The sequence below is a fragment of the Pseudomonas sp. Hz4 genome, assembly GCF_054898165.1.
This window is the reverse complement of the sequence record NZ_CM142719.1, coordinates 5199946-5221117: the sequence shown is the minus strand read 5'-3', so window position 1 is coordinate 5221117 and position 21172 is coordinate 5199946. Positions and strand designations below refer to the sequence as shown.

The following is a 21172-nucleotide window of genomic DNA, read 5'->3' as shown; positions in this document are numbered from 1 at the left end:
GGTCAACTGCGTCGACACGATTTCATGACACAGGGCGAATACAGTAAACCTCGCGCTGCGATCTGTCTTGGCTTTGTCTGACCCGTTCCCGGTACTTTTTTATACATCGAGCAGGGAACGGTCCGACAAACGGAAGGGAAATGGACTAAGACGGGATCAGGCGACCTGAACCGGAATGGCATGGCTGGTGTGGCTCAGTTCATTACCCGGCGCCATGTAGAGCATGCGTGGCTTGAAGTTGAGCAGTTCGGCTTCGCTGTAGTGGGCGTAGGCGCAGATGATCACGCGGTCACCAACCTTGGCCTTGTGTGCGGCTGCACCGTTGACCGAGATCATGCGTGAACCTTCTTCACCACGAATCGCGTATGTAGTGAAGCGTTCGCCATTGTCGACGTTGTAGATCTGGATCTGCTCGTATTCACGGATGCCGGACAGGTCCAGCCATTCGCCGTCGATGGCGCAAGAACCTTCGTAATCGAGTACAGCGTGGGTGACTTCGGCGCGATGCAGCTTGGCCTTGAGCATGATGGCGTGCATGAGTGTTTTCCCAGGTCGGAATCGAACGGCGGGCATTGTGCCCAAAGCCAATGTGGGCAGCAATACAGGGTGCGAGGCAACGCAACTCCCTGTAGGAGCGAAGCTTGCTCGCGAAGGCGTCATGTCGGTCGATGCAGATGTCGAATGACGCGACGCCTTCGCGAGCAAGCTTCGCTCCTACAGGGGATTTGTGGTGTTTAGGCGGGGGCGTCGAGAGTCAGGTGCAGGTTATCGATCAACCGCGTAGTACCCAGGAACGCCGCCACCAGAATCACCAGGTCCCGATCCACCGGGGTGGCCGGACGCAACGTCAGCGCATGACAAATCTCCAGATAGTCAGGATGCAAACCAGCCGCTTCAAGCTGCTTGATCTGCGCGCCGATCAAGGCCGGGAAATCTCGCTCGCCCTGTTTGATCGCGTCAGCAATCTGATTTAAACCGCGGTACACAACCGGCGCAACAGCCCGCTGTTCTTCGCTGAGGAAACCATTGCGCGACGACAGCGCCAAGCCATCGGCTGCACGTACCGTCGGTTCGCCGATGATCTGGATCGGCATGTTCAGGTCATGCACCAGGGCGCGGATCACTGCCAGTTGCTGGAAGTCTTTCTGGCCGAAGATTGCCAAGTCTGGCTGGACCATGTTGAACAGCTTGGTGACCACCGTCGCCACACCTTCGAAATGCCCGGGACGGCTGGCGCCGCAGAGGCCTTCGCAGAGTTGCGGAACGCTGACGCGGGTCTGGCCGGCCATGCCGTCGGGGTACATTTCTTCAACGGTTGGCGCGAACAGCAAGTGGCAACCGGCCTGGAGCAGTTTCTCCTGATCGGCCGCGAGGGTGCGCGGGTACTTGTCGAGGTCTTCGCCGGCGCCGAACTGCAACGGGTTGACGAAAATGCTCGCGACCACGAAATCCACCCGGTGGGTGGCTTTGGTAACCAGTGCAACATGACCGCTGTGCAGGTTGCCCATGGTCGGCACAAAGCCGATTCGCTTGCCTTCGCCACGGGCGCGGGCCACGGCGGCCCGCAATTCGCGTACGGTTTTTACGGTGTTCATGCAGAGAATCCGTGTTCGATACCTGGGAAAGTCACCGCTTTGACTTCAGTGACGTAAGCGCCAATCGCCGCTTGAATGTTTTGTTGCCCGGCCATGAAGTTCTTCACGAACTTTGGCACACGGCCAGTGATCGACAGGCCGAGCATGTCATGCAGAACCAATACCTGGCCGTCCGTGCCACTGCCGGCGCCGATGCCGATTACCGGAATGCCCACCGCCTGGGTAATTTCCTCAGCCAGTTCGCTCGGTACGCACTCGAGCAGCAACATGGATGCACCGGCCTGCTCCAGTGCGATGGCGTCGGCACGCATTTGCCGCGCCTGGTTCTCGCTGCGACCCTGGACTTTGTAACCGCCCAGAATGTTCACCGATTGCGGTGTCAGCCCCATGTGCGCGCACACCGGGATACCGCGTTCGGCCAGCAGACGGATCGAGTCCGCCAGCCACAGTGCACCTTCAACTTTGACCATGTGCGCACCGGCCTGCATCAACAGGGCGCTGTTGGTCATGGCTTGTTCGGTGGTGGCGTAGGCCATGAAGGGCAGGTCGGCGAGGATCAAAGCGTCGGTGTTGCCGCGTTTGACGGCCGCCACGTGGTAAGCCATTTCCGCGGTGGTGACCGGCAGGGTGCTGTCGTGACCTTGCAAAACCATGCCAAGGGAGTCGCCCACCAGCAACACTTCGACGCCCGCTTCATTGCAGGCGTGGGCGAAGGTCGCGTCATAGCAGGTCAGCATGGTGATTTTTTCACCTTTTTGCTTGAGACCTTGCAGAGTGGTCAGGGTGATGGCTGGCATGAAAAGTTCCTCATTCAGGCGCTGTGGAAACTACTGCGAGTAACGCGCGTGATTCTTCGTTAAATACAGGCGCACGGTCCGTTGTCGTACTTTTAAGGCCTGGATTGCGCCCTTCAGCGCCGTGTTGGCGGCAGCGGGACGCCTATAGTCGTGAGGAGAACTCGGGAAGTCAATTGCGTGTGTTACCGCGTTGTTACGCCAGGGGTGTTACCGGATTAACTGATGCGATTCAGCAGGATTTGTGACGGTGCCCACTCATGACGCCGGAAGGCGCTCCAACCCGACGAACGGGCAGGCGGCGAGCAAATCCCTCAGGCAGCGACCATCGGCCAGACGCAAATCCGCAGGCGCCAGCTCGGCCAGTGGATAGAGAACGAAAGCTCGTTCCTGCAGATGGTAGTGAGGCACTTTGAGGCGAGGTACGTCGAGCAGCCGATTACCGAACAGCACGATGTCGAGATCCAGCGTACGCGGCCCCCAGCGTTCAACACGCTCGCGGCCCTGTCCGTTCTCGATTACTTGCAGCGCATCAAGCAGGTCCAATGGCGCAAGCGTGCTGTCGAGGGCGGCAACCGCGTTGGTGTAACGCGGTTGGCCGGGCAGCAGCGAGTCGCTCTGGTAAAACCCGGAAACCCCGATCAGTTCGGTCTGCGGCAACTGCGCCAGCGCCTCGACGGCGCTGCGCAATTGTTCGGCGGGGTCAGCCAGATTGCTGCCCATGCCGATGTAGATGCGTTCCATGGATTACTCGCCCGTGGTGCTCGGTGCGCCTGCGGTGCGTTTGCGCTTGGCGCCACCGCTGCGGCGACGTTTGCGTGGAGCGCCGGTGCCGTCATCCTTGCCGCTGAGGTCGCGGATCATGTCGCGACGTTCGCTGTCGTTGGCATCCTGATAGTCCGTCCACCATTCGCCCAGGCCATCGGTCTGCTCACCGGCGCTTTCGCGCAGCAGCAGGAAGTCGTAACCGGCACGGAACCGCGGGTTGTCCAGCAACAGGTCGGCGCGTTTGCCGCTGCGGCGTGGCAGACGCTCTTGCATGTCCCAGATCTCGCGGATCGGCAGGGTGAAGCGTTTCGGGATCGCGATGCGCTGGCACTGTTCGGCGATCAGCTCATGAGCGGCTTCCTGCATGGCCGGAATCGGCGGCATGCCACGTTCTTGCAGGCGCAGTACGCGAGCCGGCAGGGCAGGCCAGAGCAGGGCAGCAAACAGGAACGCCGGGGTCACCGGTTTGTTCTGTTTGATCCGCAGGTCAGTGTTGATCAACGCTTCGCTGATCAGCGTGTGGGTGTACGTCGGGTTGTATTCCAGGGCCTCGGCACTGGCCGGGAACAGCGGATCGAACAGCTGCAGGTCGACCAGCATCTCAAAGGTGTCCGCGGCATGGCCGGAGAGGAACAGCTTGAGCACTTCTTCGAACAGGCGGGCCGACGGAATCTCGCGCAGCATCGACGCCAGGTCGCGGATTGGCGCGGCGCTGTGCTTTTCGATGCCGAAATTCAGCTTGGCGGCGAAGCGCACGGCTCGCAGCATCCGTACCGGGTCTTCCTGGTAGCGTTGCTTTGGATCGCCGATCAGGCGGATCAGGTGATTGCGAATGTCGTGTACGCCGTTGGCGTAGTCGAGGATGCGCTCGCTGACCGGATCGTAATACAAGGCGTTGATGGTGAAGTCGCGGCGTTGCGCGTCTTCTTCCAGCGTGCCGTAGACGTTATCGCGCAGGATGCGCCCGCTCTCGTTGCGCGAGGACTGGTTGCTGTCTTCCTCTTCATCGTTTTGCGGGTGATTGGCGCGGAAGGTCGCGACTTCAATGATTTCGCGGCCAAAGTGGATGTGCACCAGCTTGAAGCGTCGACCGATGATCCGCGCGTTGCGGAATTCGGCCCGAACCTGTTCAGGCGTGGCACTGGTGGCGACGTCGAAATCTTTTGGCGTGATGCCGAGCAGCATGTCACGCACACAGCCGCCGACCAGGTAAGCCTGATAACCGGCGTTCTGCAGGCGTTCGACGATGTTCACCGCGTAGCGACTGAATTGGGCCTTTTGCAGCGAATGTTGGCCGCTGTTGAGCACTTCAGGCGTACTGCGAATGTGTTGCGTATGACGCTTGGGAGAACGGAATGACTGGAACAGCTTCTTCAGCATGGGATGCACTGTTTGAAGGAATGTTCGGCCAAAACGAAGAATGACCGCATGATGGGCGGGGATTCTAGCATTTAGTCGGGGGATGGTGTAGGAAGCTGCGCAAGCGCATAAAGGGGATGTCGATTGGCGTGTCTAAACGCCAGAAACTACAAGGGGAGCCGAAGCTCCCCAAGAAAGTAGTTGCATGCTCTATTTTTATTTTTAGTTCGGGCTTCTTGTTTTTGTTGAGTGCCCTCGCCATGAAGTTTTTCCTTCATGGCCCTCCCAATCGGGAGCCAAGAGCAAACGGATTGCTTTGGTCGCTGTGTTGCAGTGATCTTGCGATCCAACCAGTGCAGGCTCTGTCTTATGACAGTTTTTATTGTTCTCGGCCTGGTCGTGGGGCAAGCCCCAATTACAACGCCTCTCCAAAAGAATCAGTTAGCTGCGCCTCTCGCCGTCTTGTTTTTATTGTGCGTGAGTCGATTCGTCTTATTTTTATTGTCTTTTGCATTGCTTGTTATTGTTCTTGTACCAAACATATAGCAGGGTGCGTGCCAACTTTTGTTAGGCCCAGTAAAACTAGGGGGCAGGCCAGCTGATGAGGTTTTCGGAGGCCAAAAAAAACCGGGGCTTCGTTACCGTAAGCCCCGGCTTCTGTTACGTGAAAAAGCTGAGGTAACAGTTTTTTCACACTGTCACGTGTTACCCGCGCGTCAGACAGGCGAGGTTCAGCTCTCGCTGGCCACCCCGGTCTTGCGTCGTGGAATGCCCAGGCGCTGACGGCGTTCCCACAGGCATTTGCGACTGACACCGAGTTTGCGTGCCAACTCGGTTTCGGTCATGTGGTCCTGATGCTCGAGAACGAAGTGCTGGAAGTAGTCTTCCAGTGACAGGTCCTCAGTCGGCTCGTGGCTGGTGTTGCTTGCGTTGTTGCCCTGTTGGGGCGCCAGGCCGATGAAGTCATCGTCGTCCAGATCGCTCAGTTCGATGTCGATACCCAGCAGCTCGGCGGAAATCTCCGGGCTCTCGCACAGGATGACCGCACGTTCCACTGCATTTTCCAGCTCTCGAACGTTACCCGGCCAGGCGTAATGACGAATCGCCTGCTCAGCATCCGGGGCGAACTTCAGGTCGGTGCGGTTGACCCGCGCGCTCTGGCGCGCCAGGAACGCGGTGGCAATTTCGTTGACGTCCGCGCCGCGCTCGCGCAGGGCCGGCAGTTTCAGGGCGATCACGTGAAGGCGGTAATACAAGTCTTCACGGAACTGGCCGATCTTCGCCAGGCTCTTGAGGTCGCGGTGAGTCGCGGCGATCAGGCGTACATCGACTTTCTGGGACTGCACCGAACCCACACGACGAATTTCACCTTCCTGCAGCACGCGCAGCAGGCGGGCCTGGGCTTCCAGTGGCAGTTCGCCGATTTCGTCGAGGAACAAGGTGCCACCGTCGGCCGCTTCCACCAGACCGGCACGCCCGGCGCTGGCGCCCGTGAACGCGCCTTTTTCGTGGCCGAACAGTTCGGACTCGATCAGGCTTTCCGGAATGGCTGCACAGTTCACCGAAATCATCGGCGCCTTGGCGCGTTTGGACAGATTGTGCAGGGCGCGCGCGACCAGTTCTTTACCGGTGCCGGATTCGCCCTGGATCAGGACATTGGAGTCGGTTGGCGCGACTTTGCGGATCTTGCTGTACAGATCCTGCATAGGTGGGCAGGAGCCGATGATACCGATTTCGCCATTGCTGTTATTGGCACCCGGTTTCGCGGCGCCATTGCCGGCTTTGCCGGCGACCGGTTCACCACTGGCTTGCACTGACTGCCGGTCGCGCAGGATTCGCGCGACGGCCTGGAGCATCTCGTCGTGATCAAAAGGCTTGGCGATGTAATCGACCGCGCCCATCTTCATCGAGTCGACGGCCGAACGCAGGCTGGCGTAGCTGGTCATGATCAGCACCGGAGTGCCCTGGCCGAGTTTGATCAACTCGGTGCCCGGCGCGCCAGGCAGGCGCAGGTCGCTGACGATCAGGTCGAACGTGGGAATGGTGAAGCGTTCTTGTGCTTCCTGCACTGAACCGGCTTCGCTCACCTGGTACTGGTTACGTTCCAGCAGGCGGCGCAAGGCGGAGCGGATAATTGTTTCGTCTTCGACGATCAAAATGTGCGGCATTGATTCGATACTCTCGACGGTCTCAGTTCACAGCGGACGTCGCTTCGACATGACGCGGCAAGGTCACCCGGATACGGGTGCCGCGTTGGCTTTGAACATCAGCCGGGCTGTCGATGGTGATTTGTCCATAATGCTCTTCAACGATGGAATAGACCAGTGCAAGGCCCAGACCGGTGCCTTCGCCAGGGTCCTTGGTGGTGAAGAAAGGTTCGAACAATCTATCCATGATGTTCTTCGGAATACCGCTGCCTTCGTCTTCCACGATCAAGTCGACCGTGTGCTCGCCGGCTTCGCTTTTGACGCGCACCGCACTGCCGGGAGGCGAGGCATCGCGGGCGTTTGAGAGCAGGTTGATCAGTACTTGCGCGAGGCGCTGCGGGTCGCCTTCGACCCAGTGATCGGGGTCGCACAGGTTGTAGAACTGCACCTCGAAATTACGTCGGTTCAGCGCCAGCAGGCCTATCGCATCCTGGGCCACTTCCGCCAGACAGACGGGCTCGTCGCTGTGCTGATGACTGCCAGCGTGGGCGAAGCTCATCAGCGACTGAACGATACGCGACACGCGTTTGGTCTGCTCCAGGATCTGCCCGCTGATTTCCTTCAGTTCGCTGTCTTCTTCGCGCTCTTCGCGAAGGTTCTGCGCCAGGCAGGCGATGCCGGTGATCGGGTTGCCGATTTCATGGGCCACGCCGGCGGCCAGTCGGCCGATACTGGCCAAACGCTCGGAATGCACCAGTTTGTCTTCGAGCATCTGGGTTTCGGTCAGGTCTTCTACCAGCAACACCAAGCCGCTGTTACCCGGTGCGAGCGGTTCATCGATCGCCGCTTTGTGCAGGTTCAACCAGCGGGTCTGGCCGTCGAGGGCCAGGTGCTGTTTGTGCAAATGTTCATCCGGCAGATTGATGAACCCTTGCAGCAGCTCTTTCCACGGATCGGCGATGGTGCTCAAGCGCGAACCGACCACACGCTGCGCGGCGATCCCGGTCAGCTCCTCCATGGCTTTGTTCCACATGAGGATTTCCTGATCCTTGGCCAGCGAGCAAACGCCCATCGGCAATTCCTGCAAGGTCTGGCGGTGATAGCGGCGCAGGGCATCGAGTTCGGCGGCAAGCCCGGTCAGGCGCGAGTGGTAGTCCTCGAGGCGACTTTCGATGAAGTGGATGTCTTCGGTGACGTAGTTTTCGCCACCGGCCTTATAAGGCAAGAAGGTCTCGACCATGTCCTGAGCCACGCTCGGCCCCATCAGGCCGGAAAGGTTGGCTTCGATGCGGTCGCGCAATCGGCGCAAGGCGTAAGGCCGGCGCTCATCGAACGGCAGATAGAGGTCGCGCAGGGCCTGTTCGACTTCTTTCTGTGCTGCTTTCGCGCCCAATGGTTTTGCAAGCTGCGTAGCGAACTCCTGGGGTGAGGCGGCGTGCAGTTCGCGGCGTTGCGGCCGGCGCACGTTGTCCACGGCGCAGGCTTCCGCCGCGCTGGCCTCTTCGCTGCTGGCGTTGGTGAACAGCGAGATCAGGGTGAACATCAGTACGTTGGCGGCCAGAGAGGCAATCGCCGCCATGTGCCAACTGGTGTCGTCCAGCACGTAGATCATGTTCAACAGCGGAATGTAGAACCCTTGCAGATTGCCCACCAGCGGCAGCAGCATGGTCACCAGCCACACCAGAATCCCCGCGAGCAAACCGGCGATGAAGCCGCGGCGGTTGGCGGCCGGCCAATACAGTACCGAGAGCACGCCCGGCAAAAATTGCAGGGTGGCGACGAAGGCGACAATGCCCAGATTCGCCAGATCCTGTTCCGCACCCAGCAGCAGGTAGAAGCCGTAACCGGCCATGATGATCGCAACGATCAGCGCCCGACGGGTCCACTTCAACCAGCGATAGATGTTGCCTTCGGCCGGCGGCTGATAGAGCGGCAGCACCAGGTGGTTCAGCGCCATCCCGGACAGTGCCAGGGTGGTGACAATGATCAACCCGCTGGCCGCCGACAATCCACCGATATAGGCCAATAGCGCCAGGGCCTTGCTGTTGGCCGCGATGCCGATGCCTAGCGTGAAGTATTCAGGGTTGGTGGTGGCGCCAAGTTTCAGTCCGGCCCAGAGAATCAGCGGTACCGCCAGGCTCATCAGCAGCAGGAACAGCGGCAAGCCCCAGCTCGCACTGACCAGTGAGCGCGGGTTGAGGTTTTCGGTAAACGTCATGTGGTACATGTGCGGCATCACGATCGCCGATGCGAAGAACACCAGCAGCAACGTACGCCAAGGACCTTCTTGCAACGGTGTGTGCAGGGCGGCGAGGGCGGTCTGGTTTTGCAGCAGCCACAATTCCAGCTGTTGCGGGCCGTCGAACACGCCATAAAGGGCATAGAGGCCGACGCCGCCAATGGCGATCAATTTGATCACCGACTCGAAAGCAATCGCGAACACCAGGCCTTCGTGTTTCTCGCGGGTGGCAATGTGGCGGGAGCCGAAAAAAATCGTGAACAGCGTAATCAGTGCGCAGAAGCTCAGCGCCACGCGATGCTGCACCGGCTCACGGGTGAGGATGCCGATGGAGTCGGCAACCGCCTGAATTTGCAAGGCCAGCAGCGGCAGCACGCCGATCAGCATGAAGATCGTGGTCAGTGCACCGGCCCAGGTGCTGCGAAAGCGGAAGGCGAACAGATCGGCCAGCGACGACAGCTGATACGTGCGGGTGATTTTCAGGATCGGATACAAAAGCACCGGCGCCAGCAGGAACGCACCGGACACCCCGAGGTAACTGGACAAAAAGCCGTAGCCGTATTGATAGGCCAGGCCCACCGTGCCGTAAAACGCCCAGGCACTGGCATAAACCCCCAGCGACAGGGTGTACGTCAGCGGGTGGCGAATGATCGCCCGGGGGATCATGCCCCGTTCGCTGACCCAGGCTACGCCGAACAGCACCGCCAGGTACGCGGCGCTGATCAGGATCATCTGGGTCAGGCTAAAGCTCATCGGCATCTTTTTGGCTCTGCAGGATGAAGGTCACGACGATCAGAATCAGCCAGAGCAGATAAGGGCGATACCAGGCGCCAGTGGCGTCGATCCACCAATCCATGATGGCCGGGGAGAACAGATAAATCCCCACTACCAGGAGCAGGACCAAGCGATAGATGTACATCTCGGCCTCTCTTTTTTATGTGCGTGCCCGAAAACGTGCGGCGATGGTAACGGATGGGCGCGCCACTGCAAGTGTGATCACTGCAGTTGCGCTTCGGGCAGGTTGAGTGTGCGCGGGATCAACAATGCATCCCAGTGGGCAATCCCCCAGTTCAGTACTTCCCGTGGTGTGGCGTAAGCCAGCTCGGCACCGGGGTTCTGCCCCAGCGCGCGCAATGCACGCAGCAGCAAGGGGGTCGCCTGAGCTACGGTCAACGGCGGCGAACGGTAGGACTTACCGAGCTTGTTGCCATCGGGCTGGGTAATCAGCGGGATATGCAGGTAGCGCGGTTGTGGCAGGCCGAGTAGTTCCTGCAGGTAGAGCTGGCGCGGTGTGGAGTCGAGCAGGTCGGCGCCACGAACAATGTCGGTGATGCCTTGCCAGGCATCGTCCAGCACCACCGCCAGTTGATAGGCGTAGAGCCCGTCGCGGCGGCGGATCACGAAATCGCCGACCTCCCGGCCCAGGTGTTGGCGGTATTCGCCTTGCACCCGGTCGATGAAGTGGTATTCAAGCTCGGGGACGCGCAGGCGAATCGCGGCATCTTCAGTGCCATACCCGGCATTGCGGCACAGGCCCGGATAAATCCCGTGATACGGCGCCAATTGTTTGCGCGAGCAGGTGCACGCGTAGGCCAGACCGTGATTGAACAGGCGATTGAGCACTTCGGCGTAGGCATCGTGCCGGTCGCTCTGTCGGACCCAATCGCCATCCCACTCGAAGCCGTAGCTTTCCAGGGCGTTAAGGATTGCCGCTTGAGCACCGGGTTCTTCCCGTGGCGGATCGAGATCCTCCATGCGCATCAGCCAGCGGCCCCCCACCGAGCGTGCGTCGAGGTACGAGGCCAGCGCTGCGACCAGCGAACCGAAATGCAGATGTCCACTGGGCGTGGGGGCGAAGCGCCCGATGTAGGTGGGGGAAGCGATGGCGGTCATGGCGGCTATTTCAAGTCAAAAAACATCAGAAACAAAAACGGAGCGTTCGCACGCTCCGTTTTTCGTTCAAGTCGACATTACTTACCGACTTGCTTTTCCTTGATTTCCGCCAGTGTCTTGCAGTCAACGCACATGTCGGCGGTAGGGCGGGCTTCCAGTCGCTTGACGCCAATTTCGACGCCGCAGGACTCGCACCAGCCATATTCTTCGTCTTCGATCAGTTGCAGCGTCTTGTCGATCTTCTTGATCAACTTGCGCTCGCGGTCGCGGGCACGCAGCTCAAGGCTGAATTCTTCTTCCTGGCTGGCACGGTCTGCCGGGTCCGGGAAGTTGGCCGCTTCGTCTTTCATGTGATCAACCGTACGGTCGACCTCCTGCATCAAGTCCTGTTTCCACTTATTCAGGATCTTGGTGAAGTGACCACGCATGGGTTTGCCCATGTACTCCTCGCCCTTTACTGCCTGGTAGGGTTCGAAGCCGCTGATCGACTGGTTTTGCTGCTTTGCTTGGGTGGGCATGAAATGGACCGCCTCTACTCTTGTAATCCATTGCGCAGGATTGCTCCATCACCGACACCTGCCGGCCCTGCGGCTGCAAGCGGGCGAACTTACCAGATCAAATCGGACCGCGCTACTCCCAGATGTCGAGGTAGTGGCCCACTGTGCTTGCAAATGATTGCCAAGCCTTGTCTGGCGGTGCTGGAGACCTGATCAAATATTGATTTTAGTCAAAGCTGGGGCACACGCTTGAGTCGTTTGTGGCCAGGGTTATAACGCGTCTGACCGCTTTAGGTTCTCGCTCGTTCCTGCGCATGGGTAGAATCAATTTTTTTCCCCGTTAAGGAAGGCTAATGGCTCAGCCCTACAGTGCCCGCAGTCGCGCGATCGAACCGTTCCATGTCATGGCGCTGCTGGCGCGGGCCAATGAACTGCAAGCGGCTGGCCACGACGTGATCCACCTGGAAATCGGCGAGCCGGACTTCACCACCGCCGATCCGATCATTCAGGCCGGCCAGGCCGCATTGACGGCGGGGAAGACCCGTTACACCGCCGCTCGGGGTATCCCCGAATTGCGTGAGGCCATTTCGGGCTTTTATCAGCAGCGTTATGGTTTGATCATCGATCCGCAGCGAATTCTCATTACGCCCGGCGGTTCTGGCGCGTTGCTGCTGGCCAGCGCTTTGCTGGTGGATCCGGGCAAACACTGGCTGCTGGCGGACCCGGGTTACCCGTGCAACCGGCATTTCCTGCGGCTGGTGGAAGGCGCGGCGCAGCTTGTCCCTGTTGGTCCGGACGTACGCTATCAGCTGACGCCGGATCTAGTGGCCCGCCATTGGGATCAGGATAGCGTCGGGGCGTTGGTGGCATCGCCGGCGAACCCGACCGGGACGATCCTGACCCGCGATGAATTGGCAGGACTGTCTGCCGCGATCAAGGCGCGTCACGGTCATCTGGTGGTGGACGAGATCTATCACGGTCTGACTTATGGCACTGATGCGGCCAGCGTGCTGGAAGTCGATGACAGCGCCTTTGTGCTGAATAGTTTTTCAAAGTATTTCGGCATGACCGGCTGGCGCCTGGGTTGGCTGGTGGCGCCGGAAGCGGCGGTCGGTGAGCTGGAAAAACTTGCCCAGAACCTCTACATCAGCGCCCCGAGCATGGCCCAACACGCCGCGTTGGCGTGCTTCGAACCCTCGACCATTGCCATACTCGAAGAGCGTCGCGCCGAATTCGGTCGTCGTCGTGATTTCCTCCTGCCAGCTCTACGGGAGCTTGGCTTCGTTATCGCTGTGGAACCCGAAGGGGCTTTCTACTTGTACGCCGATATCAGCAAGTTCGGCGGCGATGCCTTCGCGTTCTGTCGGCATTTCCTCGAAACCGAGCATGTGGCGATTACCCCCGGTCTGGACTTTGGCCGTTATCAGGCTGGGCATCACGTGCGGTTTGCCTACACCCAAAGCCTGCCGCGCTTGCAGGAAGCGGTCGAGAGGATTGCTCGCGGCTTGAAGAGCTGGCAAGGCTGATGCGTTTTCATCCTCCCCTCGAAGAAGGCCGTTTGATTCGTCGCTACAAGCGTTTTCTTGCCGATATCGAAACCGTTAGCGGCGAATTGCTGACCATTCACTGCCCGAACACCGGCTCGATGCTCAATTGCCAAGTCGAAGGCGGGCCGGTCTGGTTCAGCCGTTCCAATGACCCTAAGCGCAAGTTGCCCGGCACCTGGGAAATCGGCGAAACGCCGCAGGGACGCTTGTTTTGCGTGAACACCGGGCGGGCCAACGGTTTAATCGAAGAAGCGCTGCGAGCCAGCGTCATCACCGAACTGAACGGCTTTACCGAGCTGAAGCGTGAAGTGGCCTACGGTCAGGAAAGCAGCCGCATCGATTTTCGTCTCGATTACCCGACCGGGCCGGCTTATGTGGAAGTCAAAAGCGTTACTCTGGGCTTCGAGGGTTCTTCAGTGGCGGCCTTTCCCGATGCTGTGACCCTGCGTGGGGCCAAGCATTTGCGCGAATTGGCGCATTTGGCTCGGGACGGAATTCGTGCGGTGCAGTTGTATTGCGTCAATCTCACCGGCATCGACGCCGTGCGTCCTGCAGAAGAAATCGATTCGGCCTACGCCGCAGCCTTGCGTGAGGCGGTGTCGTGCGGGGTCGAGGTGCTGGCCTATGGCGTGCACTTGACCCACGAAGAGATGGTGGTCGATCGGCGTCTGGAGGTGTTGCTGAACGGCTAAAGACTGACCCAGATTCCTTGTTCGTCTTCGCGGCAAACGACGGTGGTCAGGGACTGCCCGGCGCAAGGGCCGGCGACGCATTCCCCGTCTTCGATCAGAAACAGTGCGCCGTGGGTCGCGCACTGGATCAGGCTGTTGCTGGGGTCGAGAAACTGGTCGGGCTTCCATTCCAGTCCGACGCCACGGTGCGGGCAGCGATTGATGTAGACGTAAGCCTGACCGCCACGGCGCACGGCGAAGAGCTTCTGGCCGTCGATGTCGAAACCGCGACTGCTGGCATCGGCCAGTTCAACGCCTGCACAAAGAAACTTCATGTCTATCCTCAAGTCCGGCGGCTCGTGACTGGATATGTCCGAGCTTGACGTTCAAATGCAAACAATTATCAAATGGCCGCCTTGCCTGTCGGGTTCAGGTGCCAGAGGCCGAGGATACTTGGCCTGTCATCTCGATGCCCGGGAAAACCCTTAAAGGAAGCCGTTTATGCGCCTGAGTACCCGCGTTGCTGCGCTCTGTGTCGGACTCCTCGTCAGCCACCATGCCGTAGCGGCCGAGTTGCCACAACGTTGGGTCAGTGCCGGTGGTGCTTTGTCGGAGTGGATCAGCGCACTGGGTGGTGAATCGAAACTGATCGGTGTCGATACCACCAGTCAGCACCCGGAATCGCTCAAGGCATTGCCGAGCATCGGGTATCAGCGGCAGTTGTCGGCGGAGGGCATCTTGAGCTTACGCCCGCAGATTCTGGTCGGCACCGAGGAAATGGGGCCGCCACCGGTGCTTTCGCAGATTCGCAGCGCGGGTGTGCAAATCGAACTGTTCTCGGCGCAGCCGGATCTGCCGACCTTGCAGGGCAATTTGCAGCACCTGGGCACGTTGCTCGGCGCTGAAGATCAGGCCTCACAATTGTTTCAGAGGTATCAACAGCAACTTGATCAGCAACAGGTCCGGGTCACGCGGGCACAGTTGAAGCAAAAGTCGCCGGGTGTGCTGTTGTTGGTTGGCAACGCGGGGGGCAAACCGCTCATCGCCGGCAAGGACACCGCCGCCGATTGGTTGCTGCAACAGGCCGGTGGGCACAATCTGGCCACGCATACCGGCTACAAACCTTTTTCTGTCGAATCCCTGGTCAGTCTGGACCCTGAGGTGCTGGTGTTTGCCGATCGTGCACTGACCGGTGATGCGGCACGTGCGGCGTTGTTCAAGGAGAACCCGATGCTGTCCTCGACCCGCGCAGCCAAGGACGGGCGAGTCATGGAGCTTGATCCGACGTTGTTGGTCGGGGGCTTGGGGCCGCGGCTACCCGATGCGCTGAAAAAACTGTCTGACGCTTTTTACCCCGGTACTGCCGGCCAATGACCATTCTGGTTAAACCCCGCGCTTTATTCATTGGTCTGATCCTGCTGTGTTTGTTGGCCATCTGGCTGTCGTTGGCGCTTGGGCCAGTGAGCTTGCCGTTGCTCGACACCTTGCGTGCAGCCCTGCGGCTGGTGGGAGTACCGATCGCGCCCGACGGACTGGAACAGGCCGAGCTGATCCTCGGGCAGATTCGCTTGCCGCGAACCCTGTTGGGCTTGGCCGTGGGGGGTGTGTTGGCACTGTCCGGCGTGGCGATGCAGGGGCTGTTTCGTAATCCCCTGGCCGATCCGGGGCTGGTCGGTGTCTCCAGCGGGGCGGCATTGGGCGCGGCCATTGCGATCGTCGGTGGTTCTGTGTTCGGCGGTCTGCCTGAAGTCTTCGGGCCTTATCTGTTATCGCTGTGTGCGTTTCTCGGCGGGCTCGGCGTGACGGCGCTGGTGTATCGACTGGGCCGGCGCAACGGGCAGACCAACGTCGCGACCATGTTGCTGGCCGGTATTGCGTTGACTGCGCTGGCCGGCTCCGCCGTGGGGCTGTTCACCTATCTGGCGGATGACGCGACGTTGCGCACCCTAACGTTCTGGAACCTGGGCAGCCTCAATGGCGCCAGCTATTCGCGCCTCTGGCCGTTGCTGCTGATCAGTGCCGGCGTGGCACTGTGGCTGCCGCGCCGGGCCAAGGCCTTGAATGCGTTGTTGCTGGGTGAGTCGGAGGCCGGTCACTTGGGCATCGACGTCGAAAGGCTCAAGCGTGAACTGGTGTTCTGTACGGCGCTGGGTGTCGGTGCGGCGGTGGCCGCCGCGGGGATGATCGGGTTTGTCGGTCTGGTGGTGCCACATCTGGTGCGACTATTGGCCGGTCCCGATCATCGGGTTCTGTTGCCAGCGTCAGTCTTGGCGGGTGCCAGTCTGTTGTTGTTTGCCGATCTGGTGGCGCGACTGGCCCTGGCGCCGGCCGAATTGCCAATCGGGATCGTCACGGCTTTTATCGGTGCGCCGTTCTTTCTGTATTTGTTGCTCCGAGGGCGTGCCTGATGTTGCGAACGCAAAATCTGCAAATCCGTCGGGATCGAAAGATTGTCCTGACAGACATCACGCTTGAGCTCAAACCGGGCGAAGTCCTCGGTGTGCTGGGACCTAACGGTGCCGGTAAAAGCACCTTGCTCGGCGCCTTGTGCGGTGAATTGAAGGCTGATCACGGCAGCGTCTGGCTCGACGAGCGCGAGTTGAGCGATTGGACCGGGACGGCGCGAGCGCAGCGTTTGGCGGTATTGCCGCAGGTGTCGACCCTGGATTTCGCCTTTCGTGTCGAAGAAGTGGTCGGCATGGGCCGCTTGCCCCATCAAAGCGGCCGGGTCCGCGATGACGAGATCGTCGCCGCCGCGTTGCACGCTGCCGATGCCGGGCATTTGAGTGGCCGTAGCTATCTGGCCTTGTCCGGTGGCGAACGTCAACGGGTGCATCTGGCTCGGGTTTTGGCGCAGCTCTGGCCGGGCGGAGCAGGGCAAACGTTGTTACTCGATGAGCCCACATCAATGCTCGATCCGCTTCATCAGCACACCACTTTGCAAGCCGTGCGCGAGTTCGCCAATCGCGGCGCGGCGGTGCTGGTGATCCTGCATGATCTGAACCTGGCGGCGCGCTATTGTGATCGCCTGTTACTGCTCGAAAGTGGACGCCCGGTGGCGCTCGATGTCCCGGAGCAGGTGTTGCGCCCGGAACCACTCAAGGCAGTGTTCGGGCTGGAAGTGCTGGTGCAGCAGCACCCGGAGCGTGGGCATCCGCTGATCATCGCCCGCTGAGCGTTTTTATGGGGGTGAACACATGCGTGGATTTTTGATGCTGGCTTTGCTGATGCTGAGTGCCTGCCAGCATGTTTCGACTCCGCCGCCGGTTGTCGGCGGGATTCGGGATTTGCGCAGCGGCCAGGCCTTGACGGCTCAGGAGCTGATTGCGCGGTTGGAGAAGCCATCACGGCTGATCGTGGGTGAGCAGCATGACAATCGCGATCACCATCAACTGCAATTGTGGTTATTGCAGTCGCTGGGTGAGCGGCGAGCTCAAGGCAGTCTGTTGCTGGAAATGCTCACGCCGGATCAACAGCTGCGCGTCGACGACGTTCGTCGCGCCTCGCCGCCACCGGCGGATTTGCCCGGTGCATTGGCCTGGCAGTCTGGCTGGGACTGGAGTGTGTACGGGCCGGTCGTTCGTTTCGCACTGGCCCAGTCATACCCGCTGCTGGCAGCCAATCTGGACACGCTTGAAGTCCGTACCTTTTACGTCAATCCGCCGACATTGAGCGGAACGCGCTCCAACGCTGCTTCAGTCAAGGGCGAGTTGCTGGAGCAAATCAGCGACTCCCACTGTGGCCTGCTGCCTGAATCGCAAATGCCGGCGATGCTGGCGGTCCAACAGCAACGTGATCGACGGATGGCCGAGCGCCTGCTGGCGGCGCCTACGCCTTCACTGCTGTTTGCCGGCGGTTACCATGCGCGCAAGGATGTCGGCGTGCCGATTCATGTGCTTGATCTGGGAGAACCCCAGGCGCCTGCAGTGTTGATGCTGGCGGAGCAGGGTCGCGAGGTCACCCCGGCCATGGCTGATTACGTCTGGTACACGCCAGCCACACCGCCCCGGGATTACTGCGCGCAAATGCGTAAGCAATTTGGCAAGTGATCGAACGACTTTTCTCCAGGCAAAAAAAGACCCGGCAAGAGCCGGGTCAAATAACCGTGATTAGCCTGATGAGGAGATATCTGAGAGTCCGAACCAAGGGCTTTTCAAATATCGACCAGTCTCGCGACCAGTTGTGGTAATCATAGCGATTCTCATTACCAAGTCAACCGCTGATTCCTCACTTATTTGGATTACGCTGCCCACGGGCGGGAAACGTCCGTAATCATTGGGTTTCAGCTTGTGCGGTTGAGTGAACTCAGCTGAGTGATCTGCTTGTTCAGCAGGTCGATGCGTCGGGCCATGCTCTCGATCAGGCTGTGGGCGATCTTCGGGTTGCTTTGGGTCAGACTGAGAAACTGGTCCTTGGGGATCAGCATGACGGTGCTCGGTTCGCTGGTGATCACGCTGGCATTACGCTTCTCGCCGGTGAACACCGCCATGGCGCCGAAAATCTCGTCCTTGGGTACATCGCCGACTTTATGCCCGTCAACAAAGGCTTCGGCGTGACCATCAATGATGACGAATACCTGATCCGCTTCATCGCCCTGACGGATCAACACTTCGCCACTGGCCACGCGCTGAAAGCCATTGGTGCTTCGAAACTCGGGTTGTTTCAGGCGGGCGACGGCGTCGGACAGCAGGGCGGACTGACCGGCCATGTATTGAAGGAACAGCTCAGAACGCTCCGGGTCAGCATAGATATGCTGAAAAACCTCGGATCGCAGGTAAGGCGTCAATGCCAGTGAGCTGTCGCTGCGAAAGTGGCAGCGCGGCAGTTCCGAGCCCCGGCGCAAGCCGATCAGATCTCCCTCGTGTAAGTAAAACAGTGCCCGCTCGTCGATGCATCCATGCAGCAGGCCGTTATCCAGCACAAACAGTTGATTGCCGGGTAACAGGGCTGCCAGATCCTCGACGGTTGAAAACTCCAGGGTCGGTCCGCAAGGCATCAGACCTTCCAGCAGCCGGACGGGAATATGTTGCAGTCGGTTAATCAACGCGTCGGCGTAAGCGGGTTGTTCTCCAAGTAGGTACATGGTTGCTGCGTCCGTTCAGTTTTTGTGACGTGACGAGATAGCTTCCAGCTGTTTGTTCAAGGCTTCCTTGCGCTCGGCGGGAATGTCGTTCCAGTGCACATCCATCAGGGCACCTTCGATGGCATACAACAACACCTTGGACGCCCGAAACCCGCGTGTGCGCACGGCCCGATAAGCATCCACCGCCCCCAGGCGACGCAAGTCCGAGGCGCTGTGGATGCCCACGGCATGCAGCCACTGCGCCGACGTCTTGCCAAGATTCTTCAGGTGCTGCAGTTCATCATTCATCAAGCCTCCTTGCGACGCCGAACGGTGCGTGGGCGAGCTTCTCAGGAGTGTAGCCATCAGTAGGAAAAGCGTGATTGTTTGGTCGGTTTCGACGCAAAAGCTTCTAAGAGACAAGGTCTCAAGCGACGTGAAAGTCCGCAAACGCGGTGGGAAGAGAGGACGGTGGAATCAGGTTTCCAGGCAAAAATCCCACGTTCAGCGCAAAGCGGGGGCGCCGAACGTGTCAGTCAAAGGTCGCATTTAGCGGGTGCGGTAGCGCAGGCGTGTACCGAAATTCATAGACATCAGGATCTCGTCAGCACTCAGCTCTGGCGGGAAGTAGGCGCCGGAGATCTGTGCGTGAGCAAGGCTCGCGCCTTCCAGGGAGGCGTTGCGAAAGTCGATGCCGCGCAAGTCGGCGGAGCGGAAATAGGCATCGGTAAAGTCGACACCGTCGGCGTTGAGCTCACGCAGGTCCAAACCCCGGAAATCGCCACCGACCATGTCGATAGGTCCGTCTTGGGGGCGCTCGTTGTTGAAACCTGTGATGTCGTCTTTGTGCAACAAAGCAAAAAGCGGGGTGTCGAGTAGTTTCGGCTGGCTCATGTCACATCACCTGTTGGTTTTATGGCGCCAGTATAGTGCCACTATTTGGCAGCCGTGAAGCCGGCAAAGGCTTCACGGCTGAAATAGTTTCTTACAGACCCGGCAAGCGCTGGCGAATCTGTGCAACGACTGTGTCGAGGGTTCCGCTTTCATTGGTCTGAACGCGTTTGCTGCAGAGAATCTCTGCTGGCGTCAGGGCTTCACGCGTGGCTTGCTGTGCTTCGATAACGGTCAGGTTGGCGTCGGACGGATCCTTTTTGTCTGCCTGACGCAGGGCCAGCCAGCTCTCGATAACCGCCTGCGGCGCATTGCAATCGAGGATCAGGAATGGCGCGCCGGTGGCTTCGGCGATTTTCGCTGCGCCGTCACGCTGGTCACGCTTAAGGTAAGTCGCATCGACAACCACCGGGAAACCAGCACGCAGGATCACCGCGGCAATTTCATGCAGGTGGGTGTAAGTGGCGGCGCTGGCGTCGGCACTATAGATGCCGGCCTGGGGGGCATTGGGTACGGTTTGCTCGCCGAACAGACGTTTGCGCTCCACATCGGAACGTAGGCGAATAGCGCCCAACGCTTCCACCAGACGCATGGCCACGAGGCTTTTACCGACGGCAGAAACACCGTGGGTGATGGCCATGAAGCGCGAAGGAATGGTGCTGTAGCTTTCCGCCAGGTTGGCGTAGTTGCGGTACTGGCGCAGGGTGGTGGCGCGCTGCACCGGGTCGGCCTCGGCCGGCATGCTGAACAGGCTGACCTTGGCGCGAACCAGTGCGCGGTAGGCTTTATAGAAGTTCAGCAACTCAAGGCCCTGGTAATCGCCGGTCAGTTCCAGATACTGGCTGATGAAGCGACGCGCCAGACTCTTCAGTCCACGGTCTTCCAGGTCCATCGCCAGGAAACCGGTGTCCGCGTAAACGTCGGTGAAGCGGAACGGTTCGTTGAACTCGATGCAGTCGAAGATCACGACCTCGCCGTCGATCTCGGTGGCGTTGCCCAAGTGGATGTCACCGTGGCATTCGCGGATGAAGCCTTCGGCCTTGCGCTGGGCGAACAGCGGCTTGAGGCGTTCGAAGCTGCTTTCGGCCCAGGCTTGCAAGGCGTCAAGTTGCAGCAGATCGGCCTTGTCGCTGAGGAATGGGCGGATCTGTTCGAAGTTCTGGCGTACCGGCGCCATCACGCTGTCCGGCGTACCGGCTTCGTGTTCGGCAGGCACTTTCGGTGCGCTGAGGTGGAATTGGGCGATCTGCGCGGCCATCTCGTCGATGTGTGCGGTGGTCAATTCGCCATTGGCTTGTAGGGTGCTGAGTAACCCGCTTTGTGGGAATTGACGCATCTTCAGCGCGTAATCGATGACCGGACCTTCGCCGGCAAGTTGTGGGGCTTCGGCGCTGCCGGTGATCGGCAACACTTCAAGATACAAATCTTGGGTCAGACGCTGGTTCAAACGCAGCTCTTCGCCGCAAAAATGCTCGCGAGCGTCGAGGCTGGTGAAATCCAGGAAACCGAAGTTCACCGGTTTCTTCACTTTATAAGCAAAGGGGCCGGTGAGGATTACCCAGGAGATGTGGGTTTCGATGACCTGGAACCCGTCTACGGTATGCGGGTAGAGGGCCGGGTTTTGCAGGGCAGCGATCAGGGACTGGCTCACAAGCGATCCTTCAGAGTCTGGGGAAAATTCACGGCCGCCATTATGGCCGTAAGTCCGT

At 59.7% G+C, this 21172-nt stretch carries 21 protein-coding genes; 6 read left to right on the top strand and 15 right to left on the bottom strand.

Going from position 1 to position 21172, the window contains the following annotated elements:
• Nucleotides 1-156: 156 nt before the first annotated feature.
• The 10 genes from panD to dksA form a co-directional block, all read right to left on the bottom strand.
• Nucleotides 157-537: an aspartate 1-decarboxylase gene (gene panD, locus ACYZTR_RS24005; protein WP_007924662.1), complete on the bottom strand. Its 381-nt coding sequence runs from the start codon at nucleotides 535-537 to the stop codon at nucleotides 157-159.
• A gap of 197 nt (nucleotides 538-734) precedes the next feature.
• Nucleotides 735-1595, bottom strand: a complete 861-nt coding sequence (gene panC / locus ACYZTR_RS24000) for a pantoate--beta-alanine ligase (protein ID WP_461974395.1) — start codon at nucleotides 1593-1595, stop codon at nucleotides 735-737.
• Nucleotides 1592-2392 carry a 3-methyl-2-oxobutanoate hydroxymethyltransferase gene (panB, locus tag ACYZTR_RS23995; RefSeq protein ID WP_461974393.1) on the bottom strand — a complete coding sequence of 267 codons (801 nt, stop codon included), beginning with the start codon at nucleotides 2390-2392 and terminating at the stop codon, nucleotides 1592-1594. Before panB ends, panC begins: the two co-directional genes overlap by 4 nt.
• Nucleotides 2393-2647: 255 nt before the next feature.
• Nucleotides 2648-3133, bottom strand: coding sequence for a 2-amino-4-hydroxy-6-hydroxymethyldihydropteridine diphosphokinase (folK, locus tag ACYZTR_RS23990; RefSeq protein ID WP_461974391.1), 486 nt, complete (start codon nucleotides 3131-3133; stop codon nucleotides 2648-2650).
• A gap of 3 nt (nucleotides 3134-3136) precedes the next feature.
• Complete coding sequence (locus ACYZTR_RS23985) at nucleotides 3137-4537, bottom strand: polynucleotide adenylyltransferase PcnB (protein WP_461974389.1); 1401 nt, start codon at nucleotides 4535-4537, stop codon at nucleotides 3137-3139.
• A 710-nt stretch (nucleotides 4538-5247) separates the two neighbouring features.
• Nucleotides 5248-6684, bottom strand: coding sequence for a sigma-54-dependent transcriptional regulator (locus ACYZTR_RS23980; protein ID WP_461974387.1), 1437 nt, complete (start codon nucleotides 6682-6684; stop codon nucleotides 5248-5250).
• 22 nt (nucleotides 6685-6706) lie between these two features.
• Entirely contained in the window at nucleotides 6707-9661 is a 2955-nt protein-coding gene (locus ACYZTR_RS23975) for a sensor histidine kinase (protein WP_461974385.1), read from the bottom strand.
• Nucleotides 9645-9821 carry a hypothetical protein gene (locus ACYZTR_RS23970; RefSeq protein ID WP_003176118.1) on the bottom strand — a complete coding sequence of 59 codons (177 nt, stop codon included), beginning with the start codon at nucleotides 9819-9821 and terminating at the stop codon, nucleotides 9645-9647. Before ACYZTR_RS23970 ends, ACYZTR_RS23975 begins: the two co-directional genes overlap by 17 nt.
• 77 nt (nucleotides 9822-9898) lie before the next feature.
• Nucleotides 9899-10795 (bottom strand): tRNA glutamyl-Q(34) synthetase GluQRS, encoded by an 897-nt coding sequence (gene gluQRS, locus ACYZTR_RS23965; RefSeq protein WP_461974383.1) that lies wholly within the window; start codon nucleotides 10793-10795, stop codon nucleotides 9899-9901.
• Nucleotides 10796-10872: 77 nt separating this feature from the next.
• Nucleotides 10873-11313 carry an RNA polymerase-binding protein DksA gene (gene dksA, locus ACYZTR_RS23960; protein WP_461974381.1) on the bottom strand — a complete coding sequence of 147 codons (441 nt, stop codon included), beginning with the start codon at nucleotides 11311-11313 and terminating at the stop codon, nucleotides 10873-10875.
• Nucleotides 11314-11645: 332 nt separating this feature from the next.
• Between dksA and ACYZTR_RS23955 the strand changes: the two genes are divergently transcribed.
• Together ACYZTR_RS23955 and sfsA are read left to right on the top strand one after the other, a co-directional pair.
• Nucleotides 11646-12818, top strand: coding sequence for a pyridoxal phosphate-dependent aminotransferase (locus ACYZTR_RS23955; RefSeq protein WP_461974379.1), 1173 nt, complete (start codon nucleotides 11646-11648; stop codon nucleotides 12816-12818).
• A complete protein-coding gene (gene sfsA, locus ACYZTR_RS23950) occupies nucleotides 12818-13531 on the top strand; it encodes a DNA/RNA nuclease SfsA (protein ID WP_461974377.1) in 714 nt (237 codons plus the stop codon). Before ACYZTR_RS23955 ends, sfsA begins: the two co-directional genes overlap by 1 nt.
• On the opposite strand, the gene ACYZTR_RS23945 is transcribed toward sfsA, so the two are convergent.
• Complete coding sequence (locus tag ACYZTR_RS23945) at nucleotides 13528-13845, bottom strand: Rieske (2Fe-2S) protein (RefSeq protein WP_461974375.1); 318 nt, start codon at nucleotides 13843-13845, stop codon at nucleotides 13528-13530. The genes sfsA and ACYZTR_RS23945 overlap by 4 nt on opposite strands.
• 166 nt (nucleotides 13846-14011) lie before the next feature.
• Here ACYZTR_RS23945 and ACYZTR_RS23940 point away from each other — a divergent pair, with 166 nt between their 5' ends.
• From ACYZTR_RS23940 to ACYZTR_RS23925, 4 genes are read left to right on the top strand one after another with little or no spacing between them, the layout of a single operon-like run.
• Complete coding sequence (locus ACYZTR_RS23940) at nucleotides 14012-14884, top strand: heme/hemin ABC transporter substrate-binding protein (protein ID WP_461974373.1); 873 nt, start codon at nucleotides 14012-14014, stop codon at nucleotides 14882-14884.
• 50 nt (nucleotides 14885-14934) lie between these two features.
• Nucleotides 14935-15918 (top strand): FecCD family ABC transporter permease, encoded by a 984-nt coding sequence (locus ACYZTR_RS23935; RefSeq protein WP_461979861.1) that lies wholly within the window; start codon nucleotides 14935-14937, stop codon nucleotides 15916-15918.
• Nucleotides 15918-16685: a heme ABC transporter ATP-binding protein gene (locus tag ACYZTR_RS23930; RefSeq protein ID WP_461974371.1), complete on the top strand. Its 768-nt coding sequence runs from the start codon at nucleotides 15918-15920 to the stop codon at nucleotides 16683-16685. The genes ACYZTR_RS23935 and ACYZTR_RS23930 overlap by 1 nt, the downstream gene beginning before the upstream one ends.
• Nucleotides 16686-16707: 22 nt before the next feature.
• Complete coding sequence (locus ACYZTR_RS23925; protein WP_461974369.1) at nucleotides 16708-17559, top strand: ChaN family lipoprotein; 852 nt, start codon at nucleotides 16708-16710, stop codon at nucleotides 17557-17559.
• A 233-nt stretch (nucleotides 17560-17792) separates the two neighbouring features.
• Here the strand turns inward: ACYZTR_RS23925 and ACYZTR_RS23920 are convergent, their stop codons facing one another.
• The 4 genes from ACYZTR_RS23920 to ACYZTR_RS23905 form a co-directional block, all read right to left on the bottom strand.
• Nucleotides 17793-18593: a Crp/Fnr family transcriptional regulator gene (locus ACYZTR_RS23920; RefSeq protein ID WP_461974367.1), complete on the bottom strand. Its 801-nt coding sequence runs from the start codon at nucleotides 18591-18593 to the stop codon at nucleotides 17793-17795.
• A 15-nt stretch (nucleotides 18594-18608) separates the two neighbouring features.
• Nucleotides 18609-18881: a TfoX/Sxy family protein gene (locus ACYZTR_RS23915; protein ID WP_007971093.1), complete on the bottom strand. Its 273-nt coding sequence runs from the start codon at nucleotides 18879-18881 to the stop codon at nucleotides 18609-18611.
• Between the two features lie 240 nt (nucleotides 18882-19121).
• Nucleotides 19122-19466, bottom strand: coding sequence for a pentapeptide repeat-containing protein (locus ACYZTR_RS23910; RefSeq protein WP_461974364.1), 345 nt, complete (start codon nucleotides 19464-19466; stop codon nucleotides 19122-19124).
• Between the two features lie 91 nt (nucleotides 19467-19557).
• Entirely contained in the window at nucleotides 19558-21114 is a 1557-nt protein-coding gene (locus ACYZTR_RS23905) for a bifunctional aminoglycoside phosphotransferase/ATP-binding protein (RefSeq protein WP_461974362.1), read from the bottom strand.
• Nucleotides 21115-21172: the final 58 nt, after the last annotated feature.

Bases quoted from the DNA above. Each gene is read 5' to 3' on its own strand.
- ACYZTR_RS23945 (WP_461974375.1), bottom strand. From the start codon at position 13,845: ATGAAGTTTCTTTGTGCAGGCGTTGAACTGGCCGATGCCAGCAGTCGC.
- ACYZTR_RS23970 (WP_003176118.1), bottom strand. From the start codon at position 9,821: ATGTACATCTATCGCTTGGTCCTGCTCCTGGTAGTGGGGATTTATCTG.
- panB (WP_461974393.1), bottom strand. From the start codon at position 2,392: ATGCCAGCCATCACCCTGACCACTCTGCAAGGTCTCAAGCAAAAAGGT.
- ACYZTR_RS23940 (WP_461974373.1), top strand. From the start codon at position 14,012: ATGCGCCTGAGTACCCGCGTTGCTGCGCTCTGTGTCGGACTCCTCGTC.
- gluQRS (WP_461974383.1), bottom strand. From the start codon at position 10,795: ATGACCGCCATCGCTTCCCCCACCTACATCGGGCGCTTCGCCCCCACG.
- ACYZTR_RS23955 (WP_461974379.1), top strand. From the start codon at position 11,646: ATGGCTCAGCCCTACAGTGCCCGCAGTCGCGCGATCGAACCGTTCCAT.
- ACYZTR_RS23975 (WP_461974385.1), bottom strand. From the start codon at position 9,661: ATGCCGATGAGCTTTAGCCTGACCCAGATGATCCTGATCAGCGCCGCG.
- ACYZTR_RS23980 (WP_461974387.1), bottom strand. From the start codon at position 6,684: ATGCCGCACATTTTGATCGTCGAAGACGAAACAATTATCCGCTCCGCC.
- ACYZTR_RS23915 (WP_007971093.1), bottom strand. From the start codon at position 18,881: ATGAATGATGAACTGCAGCACCTGAAGAATCTTGGCAAGACGTCGGCG.
- folK (WP_461974391.1), bottom strand. From the start codon at position 3,133: ATGGAACGCATCTACATCGGCATGGGCAGCAATCTGGCTGACCCCGCC.
- panD (WP_007924662.1), bottom strand. From the start codon at position 537: ATGCACGCCATCATGCTCAAGGCCAAGCTGCATCGCGCCGAAGTCACC.
- ACYZTR_RS23920 (WP_461974367.1), bottom strand. From the start codon at position 18,593: ATGTACCTACTTGGAGAACAACCCGCTTACGCCGACGCGTTGATTAAC.
- ACYZTR_RS23930 (WP_461974371.1), top strand. From the start codon at position 15,918: ATGTTGCGAACGCAAAATCTGCAAATCCGTCGGGATCGAAAGATTGTC.
- dksA (WP_461974381.1), bottom strand. From the start codon at position 11,313: ATGCCCACCCAAGCAAAGCAGCAAAACCAGTCGATCAGCGGCTTCGAA.
- panC (WP_461974395.1), bottom strand. From the start codon at position 1,595: ATGAACACCGTAAAAACCGTACGCGAATTGCGGGCCGCCGTGGCCCGC.
- ACYZTR_RS23985 (WP_461974389.1), bottom strand. From the start codon at position 4,537: ATGCTGAAGAAGCTGTTCCAGTCATTCCGTTCTCCCAAGCGTCATACG.
- sfsA (WP_461974377.1), top strand. From the start codon at position 12,818: ATGCGTTTTCATCCTCCCCTCGAAGAAGGCCGTTTGATTCGTCGCTAC.
- ACYZTR_RS23925 (WP_461974369.1), top strand. From the start codon at position 16,708: ATGCGTGGATTTTTGATGCTGGCTTTGCTGATGCTGAGTGCCTGCCAG.
- ACYZTR_RS23910 (WP_461974364.1), bottom strand. From the start codon at position 19,466: ATGAGCCAGCCGAAACTACTCGACACCCCGCTTTTTGCTTTGTTGCAC.